Genomic DNA, 418 nt, shown 5'->3' on the forward strand with positions numbered 1-418 from the left:
CCACACCGTATTGGGGCTTACCTGCAATATGGGTGGCGCAATCTGAAGGAGAGCGGATCAAAGCCGCGATCAAGCACGGTTTGAGCGGTCGCCTGACCTTGGATGGCACGTTGGAAGACGTTGCGACCGATACGATTTATGCGGTTTTGCCGGGCTGCAACCTGCTTGAGACAATCATCATCAACACCCACACCGATGGACCTAATGCGTGCGAAGAGAACGGCGGTGCTGGGGTACTCGCTCTGGCGCATTATTTCTCCTCGCTACCGAAATCTGCCCGCAACCGAAGCCTCGTCTTCGTACTCGTCACGGGTCATTTCCAGCTTGCCCAGTTCGGCCGCCACGGGAATCAGGCGACGGCGACCTGGCTCGAAATGCATCCAGAATTGTGGGACGGCAAACCCGGCCATGCTAAAGC

General features: G+C 57.4%; 1 pseudogene. It reads left to right on the top strand.

What is annotated here, in order from left to right:
- Positions 1-418: pseudogene (locus AF337_RS32750) on the top strand (hypothetical protein); the annotation flags it as partial.

It is taken from the genome of Rhizobium ecuadorense, assembly GCF_001187535.1.
Taxonomy (GTDB): domain Bacteria; phylum Pseudomonadota; class Alphaproteobacteria; order Rhizobiales; family Rhizobiaceae; genus Rhizobium; species Rhizobium ecuadorense.